18 protein-coding genes are annotated in these 17,185 nt (G+C 72.2%); 9 read left to right on the plus strand and 9 right to left on the minus strand.

Annotated elements, in window-relative coordinates:
• Positions 1-74 precede the first annotated feature (74 nt).
• On the plus strand, positions 75-437 hold the full coding sequence (locus AMYTH_RS0136615; protein ID WP_017984468.1) for a DUF3817 domain-containing protein: 363 nt from the start codon (positions 75-77) through the stop codon (positions 435-437).
• Positions 438-490: 53 nt separating this feature from the next.
• Here AMYTH_RS0136615 and AMYTH_RS0136620 read toward each other — a convergent pair whose 3' ends face one another.
• The gene (locus AMYTH_RS0136620) at positions 491-1,351 is read right to left on the minus strand and encodes a LysR family transcriptional regulator (protein WP_027934385.1); all 861 of its coding nucleotides are present in this window, start codon (positions 1,349-1,351) and stop codon (positions 491-493) included.
• An 83-nt stretch (positions 1,352-1,434) separates the two neighbouring features.
• Between AMYTH_RS0136620 and AMYTH_RS0136625 the strand changes: the two genes are divergently transcribed.
• Positions 1,435-2,160 carry an SDR family oxidoreductase gene (locus AMYTH_RS0136625; protein ID WP_027934386.1) on the plus strand — a complete coding sequence of 242 codons (726 nt, stop codon included), beginning with the start codon at positions 1,435-1,437 and terminating at the stop codon, positions 2,158-2,160.
• 44 nt (positions 2,161-2,204) lie between these two features.
• On the opposite strand, the gene AMYTH_RS0136630 is transcribed toward AMYTH_RS0136625, so the two are convergent.
• Entirely contained in the window at positions 2,205-3,119 is a 915-nt protein-coding gene (locus AMYTH_RS0136630; RefSeq protein ID WP_027934387.1) for a tetratricopeptide repeat protein, read from the minus strand.
• Between the two features lie 70 nt (positions 3,120-3,189).
• Positions 3,190-3,489, minus strand: coding sequence for a thiamine-binding protein (locus tag AMYTH_RS0136635; protein WP_017984465.1), 300 nt, complete (start codon positions 3,487-3,489; stop codon positions 3,190-3,192).
• 77 nt (positions 3,490-3,566) lie between these two features.
• Between AMYTH_RS0136635 and AMYTH_RS0136640 the strand changes: the two genes are divergently transcribed.
• On the plus strand, positions 3,567-4,067 hold the full coding sequence (locus AMYTH_RS0136640; protein WP_017984464.1) for a MarR family winged helix-turn-helix transcriptional regulator: 501 nt from the start codon (positions 3,567-3,569) through the stop codon (positions 4,065-4,067).
• A gap of 1 nt (position 4,068) precedes the next feature.
• Here the strand turns inward: AMYTH_RS0136640 and AMYTH_RS0136645 are convergent, their stop codons facing one another.
• Positions 4,069-5,505, minus strand: coding sequence for a neutral zinc metallopeptidase (locus tag AMYTH_RS0136645; RefSeq protein ID WP_027934388.1), 1,437 nt, complete (start codon positions 5,503-5,505; stop codon positions 4,069-4,071).
• Between the two features lie 38 nt (positions 5,506-5,543).
• Between AMYTH_RS0136645 and glgP the strand changes: the two genes are divergently transcribed.
• Positions 5,544-8,084 carry an alpha-glucan family phosphorylase gene (glgP, locus tag AMYTH_RS0136650; RefSeq protein WP_027934389.1) on the plus strand — a complete coding sequence of 847 codons (2,541 nt, stop codon included), beginning with the start codon at positions 5,544-5,546 and terminating at the stop codon, positions 8,082-8,084.
• 72 nt (positions 8,085-8,156) lie between these two features.
• Here the strand turns inward: glgP and AMYTH_RS0136655 are convergent, their stop codons facing one another.
• The 3 genes from AMYTH_RS0136655 to AMYTH_RS0136665 are packed head-to-tail and all read right to left on the minus strand — an operon-like array spanning position 8,157 to position 10,909.
• Complete coding sequence (locus AMYTH_RS0136655) at positions 8,157-8,855, minus strand: SDR family NAD(P)-dependent oxidoreductase (protein WP_228685117.1); 699 nt, start codon at positions 8,853-8,855, stop codon at positions 8,157-8,159.
• Positions 8,852-9,739 (minus strand): dihydrodipicolinate synthase family protein, encoded by an 888-nt coding sequence (locus tag AMYTH_RS0136660; RefSeq protein ID WP_027934391.1) that lies wholly within the window; start codon positions 9,737-9,739, stop codon positions 8,852-8,854. The genes AMYTH_RS0136655 and AMYTH_RS0136660 overlap by 4 nt, the downstream gene beginning before the upstream one ends.
• A gap of 3 nt (positions 9,740-9,742) precedes the next feature.
• Positions 9,743-10,909: a mandelate racemase/muconate lactonizing enzyme family protein gene (locus AMYTH_RS0136665; RefSeq protein WP_027934392.1), complete on the minus strand. Its 1,167-nt coding sequence runs from the start codon at positions 10,907-10,909 to the stop codon at positions 9,743-9,745.
• Between the two features lie 59 nt (positions 10,910-10,968).
• Between AMYTH_RS0136665 and AMYTH_RS46365 the strand changes: the two genes are divergently transcribed.
• The 3 genes from AMYTH_RS46365 to AMYTH_RS0136680 are packed head-to-tail and all read left to right on the plus strand — an operon-like array spanning position 10,969 to position 14,049.
• The gene (locus AMYTH_RS46365) at positions 10,969-11,772 is read left to right on the plus strand and encodes an IclR family transcriptional regulator (protein WP_037322955.1); all 804 of its coding nucleotides are present in this window, start codon (positions 10,969-10,971) and stop codon (positions 11,770-11,772) included.
• Positions 11,769-12,701 (plus strand): NAD-dependent epimerase/dehydratase family protein, encoded by a 933-nt coding sequence (locus AMYTH_RS0136675; protein WP_027934393.1) that lies wholly within the window; start codon positions 11,769-11,771, stop codon positions 12,699-12,701. The genes AMYTH_RS46365 and AMYTH_RS0136675 overlap by 4 nt, the downstream gene beginning before the upstream one ends.
• A 31-nt stretch (positions 12,702-12,732) precedes the next feature.
• Positions 12,733-14,049 carry an MFS transporter gene (locus AMYTH_RS0136680; RefSeq protein WP_051362925.1) on the plus strand — a complete coding sequence of 439 codons (1,317 nt, stop codon included), beginning with the start codon at positions 12,733-12,735 and terminating at the stop codon, positions 14,047-14,049.
• A 310-nt stretch (positions 14,050-14,359) separates the two neighbouring features.
• Here the strand turns inward: AMYTH_RS0136680 and AMYTH_RS0136685 are convergent, their stop codons facing one another.
• Together AMYTH_RS0136685 and AMYTH_RS0136690 are read right to left on the minus strand one after the other, a co-directional pair.
• A complete protein-coding gene (locus tag AMYTH_RS0136685) occupies positions 14,360-14,752 on the minus strand; it encodes a rhodanese-like domain-containing protein (RefSeq protein WP_027934395.1) in 393 nt (130 codons plus the stop codon).
• On the minus strand, positions 14,752-15,288 hold the full coding sequence (locus AMYTH_RS0136690; protein ID WP_020421934.1) for a cysteine dioxygenase: 537 nt from the start codon (positions 15,286-15,288) through the stop codon (positions 14,752-14,754). Before AMYTH_RS0136690 ends, AMYTH_RS0136685 begins: the two co-directional genes overlap by 1 nt.
• 300 nt (positions 15,289-15,588) lie before the next feature.
• Between AMYTH_RS0136690 and AMYTH_RS0136695 the strand changes: the two genes are divergently transcribed.
• Positions 15,589-16,353: an ABC transporter ATP-binding protein gene (locus AMYTH_RS0136695; protein WP_051079557.1), complete on the plus strand. Its 765-nt coding sequence runs from the start codon at positions 15,589-15,591 to the stop codon at positions 16,351-16,353.
• Positions 16,354-16,405: 52 nt separating this feature from the next.
• Positions 16,406-17,185 (plus strand): enoyl-CoA hydratase/isomerase family protein, encoded by a 780-nt coding sequence (locus AMYTH_RS0136700; protein WP_017984453.1) that lies wholly within the window; start codon positions 16,406-16,408, stop codon positions 17,183-17,185.

Raw genomic sequence — 17,185 nt, forward strand, 5'->3', positions numbered from 1 at the left:
AAACGTCCGACAGCGTGGTTGACGTAGACCGGAGTCGGACGTTTTCTCATGTGCTTCTCACAAGGAGGAAAGCAGTGACCAGCAAGGCCGCTCTCGTGTTCCGCGTGGCCGCCGTCGCCGAGGCGCTGTCCTGGGCGGGTTTGCTGATCGGGATGTTCCTGAAGTACGTCGTCGACGCCCCGAACGAGGGCGGCGTGCCGGTGCTCGGCATGGTGCACGGCGTCGTCTTCGTCGTGTACCTGGTCGTCACCCTGGCCGTGTTCAAGCCGCTCGGCTGGCGTCCGAAGACCGTGGTGACCGCGCTGCTGGCGAGCATCCCGCCGCTGTTCACCTGGTGGTTCGAGACCTGGGCTCTGCGCACCGGCAAGCTGGACGGCCCGGAGCGCCTCACCCACGGCGGCACCGGCCTGATCGTCCGCGACACCGTCTCCGCCTGATCTTCACCACGAAGCGCCGCCGCCACGACCTGTGGCGGCGGCGCTTCGTGCTGTCACGGGTTCTTGTCGAGCCCGGCCGCCGAATGGACCAGCGCGGCGACCGCTGGTGAGCGGCTGTTCGCCGGCCAGGCGAGCACGGTCGTGACTTCCGGTGCGTCGACGACGGGCACCGCCACGTGCTCCGGCCACTGCCACGCCCGGCTTGACGCGGGGATGACGAGCAGCGTCCGTCCCAGTGCCACGAGCTGGGCCAGCTGCGACTGCGTGCGCACCTCCGGGCCGGGGCCGGGCGGATAGGTGCCGTCGAGCCGGGGCCACCGCGCGATCGGCAGGTCCGGGACGTCGCTGACTTCAGCGAGTGTGAGCTGTTCGCGGGCCGCGAGCGGGTGCGCCGCGGGCAGGATCGCGACCTGGCCTTCGACGACGAGGTCCTCGGTGTCGAATCCGGCGAGATCGTCGAACGGGCGGTGCATGATCGCCACGTCGGCCTGCCCGTCGCGCAGCAACCCGGCCTGCTCGCCCACTTCGCACAGGAGGACTTCGACCGGCGGTGCGCCCGGTTCGGCTGCGACGGCGTCGAGGAGTCGCTGCAGGAGTTCGTGCGACGCCCCGGCTTTCGTCACGAGCACCAGGGGCCGTTTCGGGTCGGCGGCGCGGCGCGTCCGGCGCGCGGCGGCCGTGACCGCGTCGAGGGCCACCTTGGCCTCGCGCAGCAGCACCCGGCCGGGTTCGGTCAGCGCCACCCCGCGGCGGTCACGGTCGAGCAGCCGGACGCCGAGCCGCTGTTCCAGCTGCCGGATGGCGCGGGAGAGCGGCGGCTGCGCGATCCCGAGCCGCTCCGCGGCACGGCCGAAGTGCAGCTCCTCCGCGACGGTGACGAAGTACCGGAGCTCGCGGGTTTCCAGATCACGCACGGTTTCGATCCTACGCGGTGATACCTCCCGGGTATCACAGCATAGCGAGCTGATCTTGGACAGCGCGTTCCCGCGAGCCGAGCATGGGCCGCGTGAACGACACGAAGATCGCGCTGGTCACCGGTGCGAACAAGGGAATCGGTTACGCCATCGCGCAGGGGCTCGGCGCGATCGGCTACACGGTCGCCGTCGGGGCGCGCGACGACGCCCGCCGTGAGGAGGCCGTCGAGCGGCTGCGCGCCACGGGCGCCGACGCGTTCGGGGTGGCCCTCGACGTCACCTCCGACGACAGCGTCGCGGCGGCCGCGGCGACGATCGATCGCACAGCCGGACGGCTCGACGTCCTGGTCAACAACGCGGGCATCGGGGGCCGGACCGATGGCGGCGCGCAGGATCCGACCACACTGGACCTCGACGTCGTCCGGACCGTCCTCGACACCAACGTGTTCGGCGTCGTCCGGGTGACGAACGCGATGCTCCCGCTGCTGCGCCGCGCCGACTCGCCGCGCATCGTCAACATGTCCAGCAACATGGGGTCGCTCGCCCTGCGGACCGGCCCGGTCATGGCCGCGTACGCGCCGTCGAAGTCGATGCTCAACAGCATCACCGTGCAGTACGCCCGCGCGCTCGCCGACACGAACGTCATCGTGAACGCCGCCTGCCCCGGTTACGTCGCGACCGACTTCACCGGCTTCGCCGCGCCCCGGACTCCCGAGCAGGGCGCGGCCATCGCGATCCGGCTCGCCACCCTGCCCGACGACGGGCCACGCGGCGGCTTCTTCGACGACGACGGCGTCATCCCCTGGTGAGGCGGACTCCCCGCGCCGCACCTCGCGGCGCGGGGGACGCCGTCTCAGAACAGGGCCGACGCCAGGTTCCGCCGGGCCGCCGCGACGCGCTCGTCGGCCGGGTCGAACAGGTCGAACAGGCCGACCAGGTGCTCGCGGACGCGGTTGCGGTCCGGGCCGGCCGTGCGGCGCACGGCCTCGATGAGCCGGGAGAACCCGTCCTCGACCTTGCCCGTCGCCACCTCGTAGTCGGCGGCCGCGAACTGGGCGTCCAGATCGTCCGGGGACGCGTCGGCACGCGTGACGGCCGACGGGTCGGCCTCGGCGGCGCGGGCGGCGAACCGGACCTGCGCCAGACCGGCCTTGGCCAGCTCGTTGGCCGGCTCGACGTCGAGGATCCGCTGGTAGGCGGCCTCGGCGGCGGCGAAGTCACCGCGCTCGAAGGCGGCTTCGGCCTCGGTGAAGCGCGGGTCCTCGGGCTCCTCCGCGCCGTCCGCGCCGGACGGCGGGATGCCCGGCAGCTTGCCCTTCAGCGCCTCCAGCAGCTGGTCCAGCCACTGCCGGATCTCCGGCTCCGGCAGCGCGCCGGAGAACGCGTTGACCGGCTGCCCGCCTGCGATCGCCACGACCGTCGGGATCGACTGGACCCCGAAGACCTGCGCGATGCGCGGGTTGGCGTCGACGTCGACCTTCGCCAGCACCCAGGCGCCGCCGGACTGCTCGGCCAGGCGCTCCAGCACCGGGCTCAGCTGCTTGCACGGCCCGCACCAGTCGGCCCACAGGTCCACCACGACGAGCTGCTGCAGCGACCGCTCGACGACCTCGGCCTGGAACGTGGCCTCGGTGACGTCGATGACCGCGGCGCTCGCGCCGCCGCCCCCGGCCGGTGCGCCGCTCGACGGCGGCGGGGCGTTGCGCTGGGCCTCGGCCCTGGCCTTGAGCGCGGACAGATCCACCGCGCCGGACAGCGCGGCGGACATGGCGGCTGACTTCGCTGCTGATGCGCGTGGATTTGTCACGCTTCCATCCTGGCATGTACTGTCCGGCGTTTCACCGGAGGTGCTCCTCCAACCGCTCCACTTTCGCCTCCAGCTGACCGCTGTCGAAGCCCGGCCGGATGTCCGCCTTGAGCACGAGCGACACCCGGGCGGCACCCTCGCCGGCCGCTTCCACCGCCCGCTTCACCACGTCCATGACCTCGTCCCAGGACCCCTCGACGTTGGTGAACATCGCGTTCGTGGAGTTCGGCAGGCCCGAGTCGCGGACGACCCGCACCGCCCTGGCGACCGCTTCGCTGACTCCGCCGTCCGGGTCACCGCCGGACGGGCTCACGCTGAAGGCGACGATCATCGGCTCTCCTCACACTTGCGACACTTTGCGCACTACCCTGCCCCCTCGGTCAAGAACCCGCTGGTAGCTTCCCTGCCATGAACCGCCCGCTGCCTTTCGACCCGATCGCCCGCGCCGCGCAGCTGTGGGAGGACCGGATCGGGCCGTCCGCGACGATGGCGGCGGTCACCGGCGTGATGCGCGTGCAGCAGATCGTCCAGTCGGCCGTCGACGGCGCGCTCAAACCGCACGGCCTCACCTTCGCGCGGTACGAGGCGCTCGTGCTGCTGTCGTTCGCGCGCCGCGGTGCGCTGCCGATGCGGGTCATGGGCGAGCGCCTCCAGCTGCACCCGACCAGCGTGACCAACATCGTGGACCGGCTGGAGAAGGACGGGCTGGTCAAGCGGGTGCCGCACCCAACCGACCGGCGCACCACGCTGGTGGAGATCACCGACGACGGTCACGCCCGCCTGGAAGAGGCGACGAAGGCGGTCACCTCGATCGACTTCGGGCTCGTCGGCCTCACGCCGAAGCAGACCGAGCAGCTGTCCGAGCTGCTCACCAAGGTCCGCAAGGCGACCGGCGACTTCATGGGCTGACTCAGCCGTACTGGGTGCTGCACGGGCCGGAACCCTGCAGGTAGCCGGTGCGCATGGCCTCGACGCGGTTGAACCCGCTGGCCGCGGGCTTGCCGTCCACGTCGGCCGCGACCAGCGAGTCCGGCCGCAGCAGGTCCGAGATCGCCTCGTCCAGGTCGCCGGCCGACAGCCGCATCTGCTGCCCCTCCTGCGCGGCCACCGCGGCCCACGCGCCGACCAGGCACGCGGTCCGCAACCCGGCGTTCGCGTTGTCCAGGGAGGCGCCGACACCCTTCTGGATGCCCATCGCGTACCGGGACGCGACTTCGGAGAACGCCGCGAAGTCGCCGTGCCCGCCGCTGCTGGACCCGGTGAACTCGCCCTCCTGGTCCACCGGCTGACCCAGTTCGGCCAGCGCGGTGAGGTCGATCCGCACCGTGTTGTCGCTCGTGCAGTAGGTGGCGGGCGGGGTGGCCGAGCCGTTGGGGCAGGACGCGCCGTCGTCGACGATCTCCGGCGCCTGCACCTTGGCGCCCGCGAACGCCTGGTCGAGGCTGTCCTTCAGCAGGCCGATCGCCTCCTGGTCGACCTCGATGTCGCCGTCCCGGTCGCCGGAGTCGAAGGGCCGCTCGGTGAGCCGCGGCTGGATGCTGTCCAGGGTCATCGCGGCGCACTCCGTCGGCCCCTGCTCGAACCCGATCTGGAACGCGTAGGTCCGGTCGAACCCGGTGCCGTGCGCGGAGCGGTCGGTCGCCGAGGTGCCCGCGCTGTCCCGCACCAGGAACAGCGACGACAACGCGGAGTTCAGCCCGTCGGAGGTGGACACGGCGAAGTACTTGCTCTTGCCCTCGGCGACCCAGCGGTAGTAGGCGCCGGTGAAGCAGTCGGCCTGCTGCTCCTTCACGATCGTTGGCGTGTTGCGGCTGATGCCCGCCTTGTCGCCGAGCCGGTACTGCACGGCGTGGCCGAACTCGTGCGCCAGCACGGTCACCACCGACAGCGGGCCGAACTGGTCCATCATGGTCGGCAGCAGCACGCCGCGGTCCCACGCCACGGAGTCGTCGACGCTGCAGTAGAAGGCGTTCGCGTTGCCCTTCGTGTCGCCGCAGCCGTTCTCCTGGTTCTCGCCGTCGGAGTCGTAGGACAGCAGCGACTTCACCGGCTCGAACTTGACGTCGAAGTTGCCCGGCAGCGCGCCGGACCAGTAGTCCTCGACGTCGGCGATGGTGGCGACGGCCACCCGGTCCGCCTCGTCGCTGCTGACGTTGGTCACGTCGAGGTCCGGCTCCGGCGCGGCCGACTTGAGACCGCTCTCGAAGTGGGTGATCGGCAGCCCGGCGACGTCACCCTCGGAAACCGGGGCGGACTTCCCGTCGCTGCAACCGGCCAGTCCCAGCGCCAGCACCCCGCTCAGCGCCACCAGCGATCGCCGCACCCCGGCCCCCTCGATGTTCGTCACGCTTGTCGCAGCGCACCTTACCGATATCGTCGATCCCCATGAGAGCAATCCGCCGGTTCACCGTCCGCGCGAGCCTGCCCGAGCCGCTGGCCGGGTTGCGCGCGCTGGCCACCAACCTGCGCTGGACGTGGCACCCGCCGACCCGTGACCTGTTCGCGTCGATGGACGACGAGCTGTTCCGGCGCGTGCGGGACCCGCTCCGGATGCTCACCGCGGTGTCGCCGGCGCGGTTGACGGAGCTGGCCGGTGACGAGGACTTCCTCGCCAGGGTCCACGCGATGAGCGACGACCTGGAGCGCTACCTGACCGAGGACCGGTGGTACCAGCAGCGCCCGCAGGGGGAGCGGGCGCCGGCCGCGATCGCGTACTTCTCGATGGAGTTCGGGGTGCACGAGGCGCTGCCGAACTACTCGGGCGGCCTCGGCGTGCTCGCCGGCGACCACCTCAAGGCGGCCTCAGACCTGGGGGTGCCGCTGATCGGGGTCGGCCCGCTCTACCGGTCGGGGTACTTCCGGCAGTCGTTGTCGCTGGACGGCTGGCAGGTCGAGCACTACCCGGTGATCGAGCCGAGCGCGCTGCCGCTGGAGCTGCTGACCGGTGAGGACTCCGAGCCGGTGCTGGTGCACGTCGCCATGCCGGGCGGGCGCGACCTGTACGCGCAGGTGTGGCAGGCACAGGTCGGGCGCGTGCCGTTGCTGCTGCTGGACACCGACGTCGAGGCCAACGACGAGGACCTGCGCCGGGTCACCGACCGGCTCTACGGCGGCGACGCCGACCACCGCATCCGGCAGGAGATCCTGGCGGGCATCGGCGGCATGCGCGCGGTGCGGCGCTACTGCGAGCTGACCGGTCACCCGCAGCCGGAGGTGTTCCACACCAACGAGGGGCACGCCGGGTTCCTCGGCCTGGAGCGCGCCCGCGAGGTGATCGACGAGCAGGGCCTGGCGTTCGACGAGGCGTTGTCCGCGGTGCGCGCGGGCACCGTGTTCACCACGCACACCCCGGTGCCCGCGGGCATCGACCGGTTCCCGGTGGACCTGGTGCAGCACTACTTCGGCGACGGACGGCTGCTGCCGGGGCTGGAGCTGCAGCGGATCCTCGCGCTGGGCGCCGAGGACAACCCGGGCATGTTCAACATGGCGCACATGGGCCTGCGGCTGGCGCAGCGGTCCAACGGCGTGTCCCAGCTGCACGGGCGCGTGTCGCGGCGCATGTTCGCGCGGCTGTGGCCGGGCTTCGACGACGCCGAGGTGCCGATTTCGTCGGTCACGAACGGCGTGCACGGGCCGACCTGGGTGGCGCGCGAGCTGACCGCGCTGCTCGGCGGCAAGCACAAGGCGTGGGGGCACGACGGCAAGCTGCCCAGCCAGATGGGTGTGTCCGACGAGGAACTGTGGGCGCTGCGGCGGGACCTGCGGCAGAAGCTCGTGCTCGAAGTGCGGCGGCGGGTGCGCAACGCGTGGCTGCAGCGCGGCGCGTCGGCGCTGGAGCTGGGCTGGGTGAACCAGGTGTTCGACCCGGACGTGCTGACCGTCGGGTTCGCCCGCCGCGTGCCGACGTACAAGCGGCTGACGCTGATGCTGCGCGACCCGGAACGGCTGCGCGCGCTGCTGCTGGACGAGGAACGTCCGATGCAGATCGTCGTCGCCGGCAAGTCGCACCCGGCCGACGAGGGCGGCAAGGCGCTGATCCAGCAGGTCGTGCGGTTCGTGGACGACCCCGCGGTGCGTCGACGAATGGTGTTCCTGCCCGACTACGACATGTCGATGGCGCGCTACCTCTACCGCGGCTGCGACGTGTGGCTGAACAACCCGACCCGGCCGTTGGAGGCGTGCGGCACGTCGGGCATGAAGTCGGCGCTCAACGGCGGGCTCAATCTGTCCATCAAGGACGGTTGGTGGGACGAGTGCTACGACGGCAGCAACGGCTGGGCCATCCCGACCGCGGACGGCGTGACCGACCCGCTGCGCCGGGACGAGCTCGAGTCGGCCGCGTTGTACGACCTGCTGGGCCAGCAGGTGGCGCCGCTGTTCTACGAGCGGGACGACGCGGGCGTGCCGCGCGGGTGGATGTCGATGGTGTGGCACACGCTCGACGAGCTGGGGCCGCGGGTGCAGGCGTCGCGGATGGTGCGCGAGTACGTGGAGACGGCCTACCACCCGGCAGCCGTGACCAGCGCGGCGGCGAGCGCCGACGGCTACGCGGGCGCGCGGTCGCTGGCGGAGTACCGACGGCGGGTCGACGCGGTGTGGCGGCAGGTGCGGGTGCTGGACACGGAGCTGACGGTGGAGGCGCAGGAGCGCCTGGTGGTCGGCGACGAGGTCCGCGTGCGGGCGAAGGTGGACCTGGCCGGGCTGGCGCCGTCCGAAGTGGAGGTCCAGACGGTGGTCGGCCGCGTCGGTGACACCGACGAACTGGCGGAGCCCATGACGGTGCGGATGGAGCCGTCCCAGGAGGGCGAGTACACCGCGACGCTGCGGCTGCCCCGGGCCGGCTCCCTCGGCTACACCGTGCGGATCCTGCCGCGGCACGACCTCCTGGCGACGCCTGCCGAGCTGGGCAAGGTGGTGCTCGCCTGAGCGCAGAACTCGCGCGCCCGAGCGCAGGACTCGCGCGGGCTGGCGCGCGTCCTGCGTTCCTGGGCGCGAGTTCTACAGGAACCGGGCGCGCAGGTCCGGCCGGAGGAACGCGGCGGGCGAGGCGATCGACAGCCCGCCGTCGACCGGGAGCACCACGCCGGTGACGAACGACGCCCGCGGGGATGCCAGGAACGCCACGGCGTCGGCGACCTCGCGTGGCTCGCCGGTGCGGCGCAGTGGGTAGCCCTCCGCCACGGCGGGCAGGTCAGCCGAGCCGATCATGCCCGGCGCGACCGCGTTGACCCGGATCCCGCGCGGGCCGTACTCCAGCGCCAGCTGCCGCACCAGCCCGTCCACCCCGGCTTTCGCCGCCGCGTAGCCGGGGAGGCCGGGCGCGGCCAGGAAGCCGTTCACCGACGTCACGGCGACGATGCTGCTCCCGGCCGGCATCACCCGCAGCGCGGCCCGCGTCGGGTAGAACGCCGCGTCCAGCGTGTTCGCGATCGCCGCGCGCCACTGCTCGTCGGTCGCTTCCGCGGCGGCCGCCACCGGTTGCGAGGCCGCCGCCAGCACCAGCACGTCCAGCCGGTCGAGCGCGCCGACGGCTGCTTCCGCACCCGCCGGGGTCGCGCAGTCGGCGACCACGTACGCGTCGAACGCCGGGTCTGTCACGGGCTCCAGCCCGGCGCCGACCACGTGGTCGTCCGGGAACGCCGCGGCGATCGCCCGCCCGATGTCCGAGCCACCGCCGACGACCAGGACGCCCCTCACCGGCGCCACGCCGGCAGCGCCAGCTCGTCCAAGACCTCGGCCAGCGCCTTCGCCGTGATCGGCTCCAGCGGCCGGGCGGGCAGCCGCACGGTGGCCGTCTCGATGATCCCGCGCCGCACCAGCACCTCCTTGTGCACGGCCCAAGCCTGCCCCGGCCGGACCCCGAGGTGGATCAACGGCAGGAGCCGGGTGAACTCCGCCCGCGCCTCGGCCCGCCGCCCGCCCGCGAGATCGTCCAGAATGGACCGCAGGACGTCGGTGAACTCGCACGCCGGCATCGTGCCGACCGCGCCGTTGTCGTATTCCTCGATCAGCGCCTGCGCGTTCTGCCCGCCGAGGACGGCCAGCCCCGCGGCATCCCGCACCGCGGCCACTTTGGACGGTGTCGGCGGCGCCTCCACCTTGATCGAGGTGATGCCCTCGACACCGGCGAGCGCGGTCACCGCCGCCACGTCGACCGGTACGCCGGTCACGCCCGGCGCGTCCTGGATCATCACCGGCACCCCGGCGCCGGCGACCTCGGTGAAGAACTCGACGACCTGCGCCGGCGACGGTTTGGCCAGGAACGGCGGCAGCACCATGACCTGGTCCGCTCCGCCGTCACCCGCGGCGCGGACCTGTTCCAGCGCGGTCACCGTGCTGGTGCCGTTGACCCCGGCGACGACCGGCAGCGACGTCATCGCCCGCACCTCGCGCAGGATGACCTCCCGCTCGGCCGCGGCCAGCGCGAACCCCTCGCTGGCCATGCCGAACACGGCGAGCCCGTCGACGCCGCAGGAGAGCTGGAACTCCACCAGCGACCGCAGCGACGGCAGGTCCAGCTCGCCGTCCGCGGTGAACGGCGTGGCCAGGATGGGGATGAGACCGGTGGGTGTGTCCGGCACGGGTCAGTTCTCCTTCGCGAGTTTCGTGATCAGGTCGGCGTCGACGTCGATGCCCAGCCCGGGCCCGGCCGGCACGGCGAACCCCGTCGGCCCGGCGGTCAGTGGGGTGCGCAGGATGCTCTGCGCGACCGGGACGGTGTCCGGCTGGTACTCGAAGAACGGGGTGTCCGCGCTGGCCGCGGACACGTGGATCCCGGCGGCGAGCGCGATGCCGAGGCCGACCGAGTGGTGGCAGGCGACCGGCACGTGGTGGGCCGACGCGAGTTCCGCGATCGACATCGCCTCGGTGATGCCGGTGCGGGCCACGTCCGGCTGCGCCAGTCGCAGGGCGCGGCGGCCGAGCCAGTCGGCGAACTCGAAGCGGTTGCGCATCGCCTCGCCGACCGCGACCGGCGTGCGGATCCGGCGGGCCAGCTCGGCGTGCCCATCGACGTCCTCGGGCACCAGCGGCGCCTCGAAGAACAGCGCCTTGCGCCGGTCCAGCTCCTGGCCCAGCTCGACGGCCTCGCCGATCCGGTACGCCCAGTGCGCGTCGACCGCGATCCGCATCGCCGGCGCGGCCTCGGCGACCGCGTCGAAGGTGGCCAGGTCCGCCTCGATTCCCTTGCCCAGGGCCAGTTTGACCAGGGTCGCCCCCTTGGTGACCCAGTCCGCGGCCAGCGCGGCGCGCTCGGCGTCGGTGGAGCGGGCGAGGCCGGAGATGTAGGCCGGGACGTGCGTGCGCACCGCCCCGCCGAGCAGGTCGGCCACCGGCAGGCCGGTCAGCTTGCCGTAGAGGTCCCACAGCGCGATGTCGACCGCGGCCAGCGCGTCGGCCTGGTGCCCGACCAGGTGCCCGCGCTCACGCATCAGGTCCCGCAGGCCGAGCCAGAGCGGGCGGACGCCGGTGATCTCGCGGCCGGTCAGCCACCCGGCGAGCATCCGGTCGACGATCGCGGCAGGCACCTCGGGGCCGACCGGCGCCAGTGCCTCGCCCCAGCCGGTGGTGCCGTCCTCGGCGGTGACGCGGACGAGCATCGTCTCGAACCGGCCGGAGTAGAGGCTGCGCCACGGTTCACGCACGACGTAACCGCGGTCCTCGCTCAGCTCGCTGCCGTCCTCCAGCTTCCCCAGGTAGGCCTGCGGACCGGACAGCTTCAAGACGTAGGTCGTCACCTCGGCGATGCGCATGGTTGCCAATCTTTGCACGGGACTTGCGGAATGTGCAAAGCCTCCGCATACTTCGTGCCATGGTTTCCGAAAGCGGTGGCAATCAGAGCGTGGAGCGGGCCTCGGCCGTGCTGAACGCCTTCACCCTCGGCCGGCCCGCGTTGCGGGTCTCCGACGTCGCGGCGGAGGTCGGGCTGGGCATCTCCACCACGTCCCGGCTGCTCGCGACGCTGGAGTCGGTCGACCTGGTCCGCCGCGACCCGGTGAGCCAGCTCTACGAGCTCGGCCCGGCGGTGCTGACGATGGCGGGGATCGCGCTCAACAACGACCCGATCTACCGGCAGGCCCGTCCGGTCGCGCAGCGGCTGGCGTGGGAACTGGGTCTCGGCGCCAACGTCGCGGTGCGCCGCGGCGCCGAGCTGTTCTACCTGCTCAACGTCGAAGGCCAGCTGGCGCAGAAGTCGTTTTCGCTGATGGGGCAGCGCAACCCGCTGCACGCCACCGCCATGGGCAAGAGCCTGCTGCTGGGCCTCGCGCCGGAGCAGCGCCGGGAACTGCTGGGCCCGGAGCCGCTGCACGGCTTCACCGCGCACACCATCACGACGTTCGAGGCGCTGGACGCCGACCTCGCGCGGATCGCGAGCCGCGGCTACTCGACCGAGATCGAGGAGCTGGCGCTGGGCCGCGCGTGCATCGCCGCGCCGGTGCGGGACCACACCGGCGCGGTCGTCGCCGCGATCTCGCTGTCCGGTGCGCTGTCCGCGATCGCGCTCGACGAGCGGGAGGCCGACCTGGGGCGCACGATCGTCGAGGCGGCCGACAGCGTGAGCATCGGCCTCGGCTACCTCGGCCCGGTGCACACCCCGGTGCGGGAGGTCCGGTGAGGATCGCCGTCACCGGGGCCGCGGGACGGCTCGGCCGCACGCTGACCGGACGGCTGGAAGAGCGTGGCCACACCGTGGTGCCGATCGACGTCGCGCCGCCGGTCAGCCTGCCACTGTCCGATCGGGACGGTCTGATTTCGGTTTGCGCGGGCGCGGACGTGGTGGTGCACCTGGCCGCCCGGATGTCCTGGCAGCGGGCCGACGACGCGGCGCTGTTCGAGACCAACGTGCTCGGCACCGCGAACGTGGCCGAAGCGGCGGCTCTGGCGGGCGCGAAGCTCGTCCTCGCCAGCACCGGCGAGGTCTACCCCGAGGGCAAACCCGTCTACCAGCCGCTCGACGAGGACCACCCGCGCGCGCCGACGAGCGCGTACGGGCTGACGAAGAAGCTCGCCGAGGACACTGTGGACTTCTACCGCCGCACCCGCGGGCTGGAGGCGGTGGTGCTGCGGTTCTCCCACTTCCAGGACGCCGCCGAACTGCTCGACCGTAACAGTTTCTTCTCCGGGCCGCGGTTCTTCCTGCACCGCAAGATCGAGCAGCAGCGGGCGTTCGGCAACGCGGCCGCGGTCGCCGCGCTCGAACCACACGACGACGGCACGACCAAGCTCGTGCTCTCGCGCGGCGAGGACGGGACGCCGTTCCGGATGGGCATCCTGGACACCCGCGACCTGGCGGCCGGTGTGGTCGCCGCCGTCGAAACCCCCGGCCTCGACGGCGAGGTGATCGGTCTCGGCGCGGACGACTCGGTCGACTTCGACTGGCTGGTCCCGGAACTGGCGCGCCGCGCCGGACTGGACTATGTGGACGTATCCCTGCCCGGTCCCGCGGTGCACTACACGACGTCCAACGCGAAGGCCCGCAAACTGCTCGGCTTCACCGTCGAATTCCCCGTCTCCCGCATGATCGCGGAAGCGGAACTCCGCTGATCCCCACTCCGACACGGACAACGAGGTCGTCATGTCTGAACAGGTCGCTGTGCCCGAAACCGTGAGCACCGGCCAGGTGCCCAGCCGGAAAGTGCTGCTCGCCGCGGGTGCCGGTCACTTCGTGGAATGGTTCGACATGGGTATCTACGGCACCCTGTCGACCGTCATCGCCGCGAACTTCTTCGCCGCGGGCGACCCGACGGCCGCCCTGCTGTCGACGTTCGCGGTGTTCGCCGCCGGGTTCGTGATCCGGCCGCTGGGCGGGTTGTTCTTCGGGCCGCTCGCCGACCGGATCGGGCGCCAGCGGGTGCTCGCGATCGTCGTGCTCACCACGTCGCTGGCCACCTTCGCGATCGGTGTGCTGCCGACCTACCACGCGGTCGGCGCGCTCGCGCCGTTGCTGCTCGTCGTCGCGCGGCTGGTGCAAGGGTTCGCGGCGGGCGGCGAAACCTCCAGCGCGGTGACGGTGCTGTACGAGTACGCGCCGCCGAACCGGCGCGGGTTCTTCTCCAGCTTCGCCGACACCTTCGGGTTCGCCGCGTTCGTGTTCGGCTCGGGGCTGGCGTTGCTGCTGACCGCGTCGTTCGGGGACGCGACGATGACCTCGTGGGCGTGGCGGCTGCCGTTCCTGCTGGCGTTGCCGCTCGGTCTGGCCGGTCTTTACCTGCGGCTGAAGCTGCAGGACACGCCGGAGTTCCGCGAGCTGGAGGCCAAGGGCGAGGTCACCGAGAGCCCGGTGCGCGAGACCTTCCGCACCGGCGGCAAGGCGATGCTGGTGCTGGCCGGGCTGGTCGTGATCAAGGGTGTGGCGCACTGGACGCTGCAGACGTTCATGCCCAGCTACCTGCAGACCACGCTGCACTTCACGAAGGTGCAGTCGTTCGTCGCGTCCACGGTGTGCCTGGCCGTGGTCGCCGTGGCGGTGCCGTTCGCCGGTGCGCTGTCCGACCGGATCGGCCGCCGCCCGTTGCTGATCGCGGGCACCGCCGGGTTCGTCCTGCTGACCTGGCCGTCGCTGTTGCTGATGTCGCTGGGCAACGAGTTCCTGGCGATCCTCGGGATGGTCGTGCTGGGCCTGCTGATCGCCGCCTACGACGGCGCGGTGTCGGCGACGATGGCCGAGCTGTTCCCGCCGCGCATCCGCTCCGGCGCGATCGCCATCCCGTACAACATCGCGGTGTCACTGTTCGGCGGCACGGCGCCCTACATCGCCACGTGGCTGATCTCGGCCAGCGGCTACCGGCTCTCGCCGGCGTTCTACGTGATGCTCACCGCCGCGATCACGCTGGTCACCGTCCTGCGGGTCGTGCGGGAGACGGCCGGGCCCAAGGCCCGCGCCGTGGCCTGAAGTCCCCACCGGTCAAGGAGAAGTCACGACCCCCGCCGGATCCGGCTACACGCTGGTCTTCAGCGACTCCCGGCGGGGTAGGCGAGGGGGCGTGCCCCTGCGGATAGGCGAGTGGGCGGGCCGGTCGTGGTGACCGGCACGCCTCCGCGAACCGCCGCTCCGCGGCTTGTTTCAGCGCGCCGCCCGCGTCCCACGGCTCCCGTCCGGGAATCGCCGGCGTTCTGCTTGGGTGCACCGGCAGCCCTGTCGCTCACGCGCCCGCCCACCGCAGCCACGCAGCGCACCCCGCCGCGACCCAGAAACAACCCCCTCAGGGAACCGCCGGCGTGCCGCCCGGCTGCACCGGCAGCCCGGCGGCGCGCCAGGCCCGGAAGCCGCCCACCAGGTCCGTCGCCAGGGACAGTCCCAGCCGGCGTAGGTCGGCGGCCGCCAGGCTGGACGCGTAGCCCTCGTTGCACACCACGACGACCGGCCGGTCCGGGCGCACCCCGGGCAGCCGGTGGTCGCTCGCCGGGTCGAGGCGCCACTCCAGGTGGATCCGCTCGACCGGCACCGCGCCGGGGATCTCGCCCTCGGCCTCCCGGTAGCCGATCGGCCGGATGTCCACGATCAGCGCGCCCTCGGCCTGCAGCCGCCACGCGTCGGCGGGCTCGGCCCGCTTCAGGGTGGCGCGGGCGGAGGCCAGCATCTCGTCGATGTTCATCACCGCAGGATGCCCGGCAGCGGCGGGATCTCGGCGGGCACGTCAGCCAGACTGGCGTATTCGCGGGTCGGCACGAGCGGCGGCGAGTAGGCGTGGATGCTCGCCGCGGCCTCGGTGCCCGCGCCGGTCACCTGGTGCGCCCGCCCGGCGCCGAACCCGATTCCGTCGCCCGTCACGTGGGTGCGCTGCCGGATCGGCCCGCCGGGGTAGCGGTACTCCTCGGACAGCTCGCCGCGCAGCACGGTGAACGACCCGGCCGCGCCGCCGTGGTCGTGCGGCTTGGTGCCCTGCCCGGGCAGCCAGGTCAGCACCCACAGCTCGATCCCCTCGGTCAGGGCGAGCCGCGCCCACCACCGCTGGTCGGCGTCGAAGTGCAGGAACTCCGAGATCCGCGCACCCAGCTCCAGCGTGACGGTGCGGGTCAGGCCGGCGAGCTGGGTGGGCGTCCACAGCAGCCGCTCGGGGTGCAGCAGCTCCTCGAGCGCGGTGCCGATCAGGCGCGGGTGGATCTCGGTCGAACGCAGGACAGAAGTCACAGGGGTCTCCCAGTAAGGTCGCGTGAGAATCGGGAAGAGGCGAGACGCGGCAGGTCAGCGACCGTGCCGCGTCGGGCTACACCCGCAGGACGCGACCAGCACCAGATCGACGGCACGGTTGCGCCAGAAGCGGCGCCGCGGGTACCGGGAGGTGCTCACGAAGCGCATCGTGCCACGAGATCCGGCTACCCGCTGTGACGTCCCACCAAGTGGTACGGGGGCGGCGGGACTCCGGCGGCGCCCGGCGGCCACAATGGGCCCGTGAGCGAGCCGAACGACCTTGACGATCTCGTGGTGCGGATGGCCGGGGTGGGGGTCCGCCGCGGCAAGAACGACCTGCTGGCCGGCCTCGACTGGTCGGTCGAGCTGGACGAGCGCTGGGTGGTGCTGGGCCCGAACGGCGCGGGCAAGACCACCCTGCTCCGGCTCGCGGCCGCCGAACTGCACCCCACCACCGGGTCGCTGCACCTGCTCGGCGAGCAGATCGGCCGCACCAACATCTTCGACCTGCGCCCGCGCATCGGCTTCACCTCGGCGGCGATCGCCTCACGCGTGCCGGGGGACGAGAAGGTCGTCGACGTCGTGGTCAGCGCCGGGTACGCGGTGATCGGCCGCTGGCGCGAGCAGTACGACACGATGGACACCGGCCGCGCCGAGGAGCTGCTGGGCGCGCTGGGCATCCGGCACCTGGCCGACCGCGAGTACGGCACGCTGTCCGAGGGCGAGCGCAAGCGCACGCTGATCGCCCGGTCCCTGATGACCGACCCGGAGCTGCTGCTGCTTGACGAGCCCGCCGCGGGTCTCGACCTCGGCGGCCGGGAAGACCTGGTCGCCCGGCTGTCCGAGCTGGCGCTGGACCCGGACGCCCCGGCCATGGTGCTCGTCACACACCACGTCGAGGAAATTCCGCCAGGCTTCACCCACGCGCTGCTGCTGCGGGAAGGCCGTGCCGTGGTCGCGGGCCTGGTCGACGACGTGCTCACCGCGGAGAACCTGTCGAAGACGTTCGACCAGGACCTCGTCCTCGAACGCTCGGGTGACCGCTTCTTCGCGCGTCGCCGGTAAGGTCACCCCTACCGGCCGGTAGGTGCACCGCAAGATCAAGGAGGATGCCAGCGTGGGCGAGTTCGTACGGCTCGAGGTGGACGGCGGGATCGGCACGATCCGGCTGGAGCGGCCCCCGGTCAACGCGATCAACGGCCAGGTCACGGCCGAGCTGGCGGTGGCCGCGCAGGAGGCGGCCGAGCGGTCCGACGTGCGCGCGGTGATCCTCTACGGCGGGGAGAAGACCTTCTGCGGCGGCGCGGACGTCAAGGAGATGGTCACCCGCTCCTACGTCGAGATGCGGTCCTTCGGCGCGAAGCTGCAGAACACGGTGGCCGCGGTCGCCGCGATCCCGAAGCCGGTCGTCGCCGCGATCACCGGGTACGCGCTGGGCGGCGGGCTCGAACTCGCGATGGGCGCGGACTACCGGATCGCCGGCGACAACGTGAAGGTCGGCCAGCCGGAGATCCTGCTCGGCATCATCCCCGGCGCGGGCGGCACACAGCGGCTCGCGCGCCTGATCGGCCCGAGCAAGGCCAAGGACCTGGTGTTCACCGGCCGCTTCGTCAAGGCCGAGGAGGCCCTGTCGCTGGGCCTGGTCGACCAGCTGGTCGCGCCGGACGACGTCTACTCGGCCGCGCAGAAGTGGGCGGGTCAGTTCGTGAACGGCCCGGCCGTCGCGCTCGCGCAGGCCAAGGCCGCGATCGACGGCGGTCTCGACATGGACCTGGCCAGCGGCCTCAAGCTGGAGACGCAGCTGTTCACGTCGTTGTGGGCGACCGAGGACCAGACCACGGGCATGACCTCCTTCGTGGAGAACGGCCCCGGCAAGGCCACCTTCGAAGGGAAGTGA

This window comes from Amycolatopsis thermoflava N1165, from assembly GCF_000473265.1.
Lineage (GTDB): Bacteria > Actinomycetota > Actinomycetes > Mycobacteriales > Pseudonocardiaceae > Amycolatopsis_E > Amycolatopsis_E thermoflava.

What these genes read in the sequence shown, in the direction of transcription:
- AMYTH_RS0136630 (WP_027934387.1), bottom strand. Translation starts at nt 3,119, where the DNA reads ATGTCCGCCGCGCTGTCCGGCGCGGTGGATCTGTCCGCGCTCAAGGCC.
- AMYTH_RS0136665 (WP_027934392.1), bottom strand. Translation starts at nt 10,909, where the DNA reads ATGCGCATCGCCGAGGTGACGACCTACGTCTTGAAGCTGTCCGGTCCG.
- glgP (WP_027934389.1), top strand. Translation starts at nt 5,544, where the DNA reads ATGAGAGCAATCCGCCGGTTCACCGTCCGCGCGAGCCTGCCCGAGCCG.
- AMYTH_RS0136640 (WP_017984464.1), top strand. Translation starts at nt 3,567, where the DNA reads ATGAACCGCCCGCTGCCTTTCGACCCGATCGCCCGCGCCGCGCAGCTG.
- AMYTH_RS0136680 (WP_051362925.1), top strand. Translation starts at nt 12,733, where the DNA reads ATGTCTGAACAGGTCGCTGTGCCCGAAACCGTGAGCACCGGCCAGGTG.
- AMYTH_RS0136685 (WP_027934395.1), bottom strand. Translation starts at nt 14,752, where the DNA reads ATGAACATCGACGAGATGCTGGCCTCCGCCCGCGCCACCCTGAAGCGG.
- AMYTH_RS0136695 (WP_051079557.1), top strand. Translation starts at nt 15,589, where the DNA reads ATGGCCGGGGTGGGGGTCCGCCGCGGCAAGAACGACCTGCTGGCCGGC.
- AMYTH_RS0136635 (WP_017984465.1), bottom strand. Translation starts at nt 3,489, where the DNA reads ATGATCGTCGCCTTCAGCGTGAGCCCGTCCGGCGGTGACCCGGACGGC.
- AMYTH_RS0136625 (WP_027934386.1), top strand. Translation starts at nt 1,435, where the DNA reads ATGGGCCGCGTGAACGACACGAAGATCGCGCTGGTCACCGGTGCGAAC.
- AMYTH_RS46365 (WP_037322955.1), top strand. Translation starts at nt 10,969, where the DNA reads ATGGTTTCCGAAAGCGGTGGCAATCAGAGCGTGGAGCGGGCCTCGGCC.